Source organism: Streptomyces sp. NPDC055078 (assembly GCF_053607985.1).
Genome location: NZ_JBSGUP010000486.1, coordinates 1 through 6,256, shown reverse-complemented (window position 1 = coordinate 6,256; position 6,256 = coordinate 1). Strand labels below are relative to the sequence as shown.

7 protein-coding genes are annotated in these 6,256 nt (G+C 72.0%); 3 read left to right on the top strand and 4 right to left on the bottom strand.

Annotated elements, in window-relative coordinates:
• Positions 1-817, top strand: an 817-nt coding sequence (locus ACWF94_RS29990) for a Gfo/Idh/MocA family protein (RefSeq protein WP_453495368.1), incomplete at its 5' end; no start/stop codon positions are given.
• Between the two features lie 84 nt (positions 818-901).
• On the opposite strand, the gene rfbA is transcribed toward ACWF94_RS29990, so the two are convergent.
• Both rfbA and ACWF94_RS29980 read right to left on the bottom strand, forming a co-directional pair.
• Complete coding sequence (rfbA, locus tag ACWF94_RS29985; protein WP_453495365.1) at positions 902-1,777, bottom strand: glucose-1-phosphate thymidylyltransferase RfbA; 876 nt, start codon at positions 1,775-1,777, stop codon at positions 902-904.
• A 143-nt stretch (positions 1,778-1,920) separates the two neighbouring features.
• Positions 1,921-3,357 (bottom strand): dihydrolipoyl dehydrogenase family protein, encoded by a 1,437-nt coding sequence (locus tag ACWF94_RS29980; protein WP_453495362.1) that lies wholly within the window; start codon positions 3,355-3,357, stop codon positions 1,921-1,923.
• 137 nt (positions 3,358-3,494) lie between these two features.
• Here ACWF94_RS29980 and trxA point away from each other — a divergent pair, with 137 nt between their 5' ends.
• Entirely contained in the window at positions 3,495-3,890 is a 396-nt protein-coding gene (trxA, locus tag ACWF94_RS29975) for a thioredoxin (protein WP_453495359.1), read from the top strand.
• A 62-nt stretch (positions 3,891-3,952) separates the two neighbouring features.
• On the opposite strand, the gene ACWF94_RS29970 is transcribed toward trxA, so the two are convergent.
• Together ACWF94_RS29970 and ACWF94_RS29965 are read right to left on the bottom strand one after the other, a co-directional pair.
• On the bottom strand, positions 3,953-4,222 hold the full coding sequence (locus ACWF94_RS29970) for a hypothetical protein (protein WP_453495356.1): 270 nt from the start codon (positions 4,220-4,222) through the stop codon (positions 3,953-3,955).
• 156 nt (positions 4,223-4,378) lie between these two features.
• Positions 4,379-5,407: a LacI family DNA-binding transcriptional regulator gene (locus ACWF94_RS29965; RefSeq protein WP_453495353.1), complete on the bottom strand. Its 1,029-nt coding sequence runs from the start codon at positions 5,405-5,407 to the stop codon at positions 4,379-4,381.
• Between the two features lie 114 nt (positions 5,408-5,521).
• On the opposite strand from ACWF94_RS29965, the gene ACWF94_RS29960 reads away from it, so the two are divergent.
• Positions 5,522-6,016, top strand: coding sequence for a type II toxin-antitoxin system PemK/MazF family toxin (locus tag ACWF94_RS29960; protein WP_453495350.1), 495 nt, complete (start codon positions 5,522-5,524; stop codon positions 6,014-6,016).
• The last annotated feature ends 240 nt before the right edge of the window (positions 6,017-6,256 follow it).

Genomic DNA, 6,256 nt, shown 5'->3' with positions numbered 1-6,256 from the left:
CAAGGGCTACCGGACCCTGCTGGAGCGGGACGACATCGACGCGGTGTATGTCCCGCTCCCGCCCGCGCTGCACTTCGAGCAGGTCGCCGAGGCGCTGCGGGCGGGCAAGCACGTGCTGTGCGAGAAGCCGCTGTGCACGACACACGCCGAGGCGGCCGAGCTGATGGGACTGGCGCGGCGGCACCGCCGGATCCTGGCCGAGAACTTTATGTTCCTGCACCACTCCCAGCACACCGGGGTCCGGTCGCTGCTCGACAAGGGGGCCATCGGCGAGCTTGAGGTGGTGTCCGGCTCGTTCGGCGTACCGCCGCTGGACCCGGCGGGATTCCGCTACTCCCCCTCACTCGGCGGCGGCGCGCTGCTGGATGTGGGCGTCTATCCGCTGCGTACGGCGCAGCTGTATCTGTCCGGCGTACCGGAGGTACTGGCCGCCACGCTGCGGGTGGACGACACCACCGGGGTGGATGTGGCCGGGACCGCGCTGCTGTGCGCACCCGACGGCGTCGCGGCACAGCTCGACTTCGGCTTCCGCCACTCGTACCGGTCGAGTTATGCCCTGTGGGGCAGCGAGGGCCGGATCTCGGTGGAGCGGGCGTTCACCCCGCCGGAGCAGCTGAAGCCGGTGGTCCGGCTCCAGCAGCAGGACCGGCTGACCGAGCTGGCGATGCCCGCGGACCACCAGGTGCGCAACGCGCTGGACGCGTTCACCGCTGCCGTCGCCGCCGGGGCGGACGGTCCGGTCGGCGAGGCCGAATCGCTGCTCCAGGCCAGGCTCGTCGAGGACGTCCGAAGGGTCGCCAGGATCATCACCGGATGATCCGCCTCTCTTTCCTCCTCGCATTTCTCCGGCCATTTCTCCGGTCATTCATTCCGTCGTTTCTCCGGCCATTTCTCCGGTCGTTTATCCGGTCATTTCTCCGGCGATGGACATGATGTACTGGCCGTAACTCGATCCGCCGATCTCCTCGCCCAGCCGGTGGCACGCTTCGGCGTCGATGAATCCCATCCGCAGGGCGACTTCCTCGATGCACGCGATACGGACTCCCTGGCGTTCTTCGAGCGTTCCCACATACAGGCTGGCCTGGAGCAGGGATTCCGGTGTGCCCGTGTCGAGCCAGGCGAATCCGCGGCCCAGATCGACCAGTCTGGCCTCCCCCTGCTCGACATAGACCCGGTTCACATCGGTGATCTCCAGCTCGCCCCTGGCCGACGGCGCGATGTTCTTGGCGATGTTGACCGCCCTGTTGTCGTAGAAGTAGAGACCTGTGATGGCCCGGTTGGACCGCGGCCGTTCGGGCTTCTCCTCGATCGAGACGGGCTTCCCCGCTTCGTCCGCCTCCCCGACCCCGTACCGGTGCGGGTCGTGCACCGGGTAGCCGAAGAGAACGCAGCCCCGCACGTCCTGGGCTTCCGCCGCCAGCACATCGGAGAACCGGGGGCCGTGGAAGATGTTGTCGCCCAGGATCAGCGCGACCGGGTCGGCGCCGACGTGGTCGGCCCCTATGAGCAGCGCCTCGGCGATACCGGCCGGCTGGAACTGCTCCGCGTAGCTGATGTCCATGCCGAGCTGGGACCCGTCGCCGAGGAGGGTGCGGAACCTCGGCAGGTCATGGGGCGTCGTGATGACGAGGACGTCCCTGATGTTCGCGAGCATGAGAACCGAAAGCGGATAGTAGATCATCGGCTTTCCGCCGACCGGAAGTAATTGCTTGGAAACCGCGCGCGTAATCGGATAAAGCCTGCCTCCGGCCCCACCGGCCAGCACAATGCCTTTCACCAGAACCCACCCCCAGAACGGAACGGCCTGAACGAATTCCAGGCTCCTGTTCCCGGACGGAACAGTGTGTCCGAGGCGCCTCGCAGCCACCTCAAGGGTCGCTCGCGTCCCGGGGAGTCCGGTCACGCCTACCGCGGCGGTTCCTAACCCCGGTACTCCTCCAGCAGCCGCAGCCACACCTCGCTGATCGTCGGATACGCCGGGACCGCGTGCCACAGCCGGTCGATGGGCACCTCGCCGACGACGGCGACGGTCGCCGAGTGGAGGAGTTCGCCGACGCCCGGACCGACGAAGGTGACGCCGAGGAGGATCTCCCGGTCCAGATCGACGACCATCCGGGCGCGGCCCCGGTAGCCGTCGCCGTACAGGCCCGCGCCCGCGGCGGAGGAGATGTCCTGGTCGACGGCACGGACGCGGTGGCCGGCGGCCTCCGCCTCGGCGAGGGAGAGGCCGACGGCGGCGGCCTCCGGGTCGGTGAAGACGACCTGGGGGACGGCCGCGAGGTCGGCGGTGGCCGCGTGCGCGCCCCAGCGGTCGGTCTCCAGGAGGGGGACGCGGCGGGCCCTGGCGGCGATGGCGGCACCGGCGATCCGGGCCTGGTACTTGCCCTGGTGGGTGAGGAGGGCGCGGTGGTTCACATCGCCCACGGCGTACAGCCAGTCGACGCCCGGGACCCGGCAGCTGTCGTCGACCGGCAGCCAGGCACCCGGCTCCAGGCCCACGGTGTCCAGGCCGAGGTCCTCGGTGCGCGGGGCCCGGCCCGTGGCGAAGAGGACCTCGTCGGCCTCGACGCGCTCACCGCCGCCCAGCTCCAGCGTCACGGGGCCGGTGCCGCCCGCGCGGTCCACGGAGACGACCGAGGTGTTCAGCCGGAGGTCGGCGCCCGCCTCGGTCAGCGCGTCGGCGACCTGCTCGCCGACGAAGCTCTCCATCCGGGGCAGCAGTCCGTCTCCCCGCACCAGCAGGGTGACCTGCGAGCCCAGCGCCTGCCAGGCGGTGGCCATCTCCACACCGACCACTCCCCCGCCGACGACCGCGAGCCGCCCGGGCACCGCCTGGGCGCTGGTGGCCTCGCGGCTGGTCCACGCCTTGGCACCGGCCAGCCCCGGCAGATCGGGCAGGACCGCGCGGCTGCCGGTGCACACGGCCACCGCGTGCCGGGCAGTCAGGACATGGTGCTCGCCCTTCGGCCCGTCGACTTCGACCCGCTTCGGCCCCTGCAGTCTCCCCCTGCCCCGGTAGAGGCGGGCGCCTGTCGAATCCAGCCAGCGGACCTGTCCGTCGTCCTTCCAGTGGGAGGCGTACGCGTCACGGTGGGCCAGCACGGCCTCGGCGTCGAGCGGGCCCTGGACCGACTGGCGCAGCCCGGGGACGCGGCGTGCCTCCGCGCGGGCGATCACCGGCCGCAGCAGGGCCTTGCTGGGCATACAGGCCCAGTACGAACACTCGCCGCCGACGAGTTCACTCTCCACGACCGCGACACTCAGGCCCGCGGCCCGTACCCGGTCCGCCACGTTCTCCCCGGTGGGGCCGGCGCCCAGCACCACGACGTCGTACTCAGAAGCATCTGCATCCATCATGGGAACAGTCTGGTCCCGGGTGTGCCGACTGGCCACAGGGGCAGGGGCAGGAGCGAGGGCAGGAATAGCCCGGCCCCGGGCACGGTTGTCGGGGGCGAGTCACCGGACATCCGGACATATGGGAGAGGTAGCACGCCATGAGCACTGTTGAGCTCACGAAAGAGAACTTTGATCAGGTCGTTTCCGACAATGACTTCGTTCTGATCGATTTCTGGGCTTCGTGGTGCGGCCCCTGCCGGCAGTTCGCCCCTGTCTACGAGGGGGCGGCCGAGCGCCACCCCGACCTGGTCTTCGCGAAGGTCGACACGGAGGCACAGCAGGAGCTCGCCGCCGCGTTCGAGATCCAGTCGATCCCGACGCTGATGATCGTCCGCGAGAACGTCGCGGTGTTCGCCCAGCCCGGCGCGCTGCCCGAGGCCGCGCTGGAGGATGTGATCGGCCAGGCGCGCGCGCTGGACATGGACGAGGTGCGCCAGTCCATCAAGTCAGCCGAGGCCGCGGCGACGAACGGTGAGGGCCCGCAGCAGGGCTGACGCTCACTCCCGATGGCCCCCGCAGGTGCGGGGGCCGTCCGCGTCAGCGGGCGCCGTCCACGTCAGAGGGCAGCCGGATCGACCACCCGGGCCGTCAGTCCGTAGTCCAGTTCGGCGCCGTCGACCAGGAGCGCCTCGACGGTACGGGTCACGGGGTCGATATCGGCCACCATCCCCTCGCCCGCGAAGCGGGGGTAGCCGGAAGCACCCGTCTCTCCCGTGGCCGCCACGACGGCCGAGCGGATGACGGAGTCTCCCAGAAAGGCCGTGTCACGGCCCGCCACATGCTCGGGCACCAGCAGGATCTCGAAGCGCTGCGGGTCACGGTTCATGCGACCGACGCTAGAGCGGGGCGGGGCCCGGCGCACACCCGGCCGCACACCCGCACACCGCACACCCGCCCGGCCTCGGGCCCGCCGCACACCCGCCCGGAGCCGGCGGGACTCGGGCCGGCCGGACTCGGGCCCGCCGGTCCCGGGCCGACCGCGCTAGCTGGACTCGCGACCCACCACTCGCGCCCCCATCAGATCGTCCGGCTCCGGCTCCGGCTCCGCGTCGGGATCGCGGACCGCGCGGTCGACGAGTTCGGCCAGCCGCCGCCCGGTCACCATGTCGATATGGACGGTGCTCAGCCGGGGCCGCAGCAGTCTGCCCAGCAGAGAATCGTCCGCGCCGATCACGGCGGTGTCGCGCGGGATACCGATTCCTGCGTCCTGGAGGGCGCGCATCAGCAGCATGGCGTAGTCGTCGTTGTACGTGTATACGCCATCGAGTCCGAGTCGCCGCCAGTTCCCGGCGAGGGCGCCCGCCGACTCCTCGTCGTACGCCAGGGGCAGTGGCTCGATCCGTGCGCCGCTGCCCGCCGCCGCCCGGCGGGCGCCCTCGATCCGGGGTCCTGAGAAGCCCTCCAGACCCGGCTCCCTCGGCATGACGACCCCGATGGCACGCCGGCCGCGCTCCACCAGGTGGGTGATCGCGCGGTGGCCGACCACGCTCTGGTCCATGACGAGGGAGTGCGCCCCGTCCACCTGCCCGGAACCGAGCGTGATGACCGCTTTCGCACCGGAGCGTTTGAGCACACCGACGCCGTGCGGAGTGAGGCCGACCTCGCCGAGGGAGACGACCGCGACGGGACGCAGTTCGGCCCAGGCGCGGGCGGCCTCGTCGCCGTCGAGGCCCAGGCTGCCGTACTGGACGACGGTGTAGTCGAGCGCGCGTAACGCCCACTGGAGTTCCTGGAGGAACCGGTGGTGGAGCGGGCCCATGGGAAAGGCGGCGGTGGGCAGCAGGACCATACGGGAGTGCCCGGCGCGCAGGCTGCGGGCGGCGGCGTGCGGCACATAGCCCAGTTCCTCGGCCGCCTCGCGGACCCGGCGGCGGGTCGGCTCGCTGATGCGGACGGCGGCGGTGTTGTTGAGTACGTACGAGACGGTCGCCCGGGATACCCCCGCCAACCGGGCGACATCGGCGCTGGTGGGAACGGACCGCGCCGCGGACTGTCTGGGTGTCTGGCTCATCGCCCTGGCCATGTTTCCAGAACTCTCCTGCGGATCGGCCGGTGGATGGCCTGATTCGGGCCCGTCCCGGCGTGATCCGGACGGCCCCGCCCGCCGAGGCCCTACCGTGGGGCCGTGACGATCTTTCCCGGCGCCCCCGGCGCCCCCGGTCCCGCCCGCTCCCCCGGTGCCCCGGGCGCCGGGGAATCCCCCGGCCGCGGCGGCCCCTCGGCCACCGCCGAGGCCGACCCCGCCGCCGTCGGCCCGGTGCGGACCTCGTACGCCCCGGACCGCGACGGAGATCCCGACCCGGGCGAGATCGTCTGGACGTGGGTCCCCTACGACGAGAACGACGGGCGCGGCAAGGACCGCCCGGTGCTGGTCGTGGCCCGTGAGGAGAGCGGCACCGTGCTGGCCGTACAGCTGTCCAGCAAGCGCCACGACCGGGACCACGAGTGGGTGCCGATCGGGGCGGGTGCCTGGGACCGGGAGGGACGGGAGTCCTGGGTCGATCTGGACCGGGTGCTGCGGGTGCACGACGACGGCATGCGACGTGAGGCGTGCGCGCTGGACCGGCCGCGGTTCGACGCGGTCGTCCGGCGGCTGCGGGAGCGCTACGGCTGGGAGTGAGCGGGCACTGCCGCACGGCCGGGACCCGATCGGCCAGGACCCGATCCGGCAGGGACCCGATCGGCCGCACGGGGTGTCCGGCCGGCCGGTCCGGCCCTCGCGGCGGCCGGCCGACGAACGGAAGCGCGGGCGGGCACGGCGGCGGGGACGGTTCATGGCCTGCGGAGGACCCCGCGGCCGGCCCTCCCCGGGCGCCGGGCCGGTGCGCGCCGCCGACGCCCCCCGCCGTTGGCGCACCCT

Bases quoted from the DNA above. Each gene is read 5' to 3' on its own strand.
- ACWF94_RS29980 (WP_453495362.1), bottom strand. From the start codon at position 3,357: ATGATGGATGCAGATGCTTCTGAGTACGACGTCGTGGTGCTGGGCGCC.
- ACWF94_RS29970 (WP_453495356.1), bottom strand. From the start codon at position 4,222: ATGAACCGTGACCCGCAGCGCTTCGAGATCCTGCTGGTGCCCGAGCAT.
- trxA (WP_453495359.1), top strand. From the start codon at position 3,495: ATGAGCACTGTTGAGCTCACGAAAGAGAACTTTGATCAGGTCGTTTCC.
- ACWF94_RS29965 (WP_453495353.1), bottom strand. From the start codon at position 5,407: ATGAGCCAGACACCCAGACAGTCCGCGGCGCGGTCCGTTCCCACCAGC.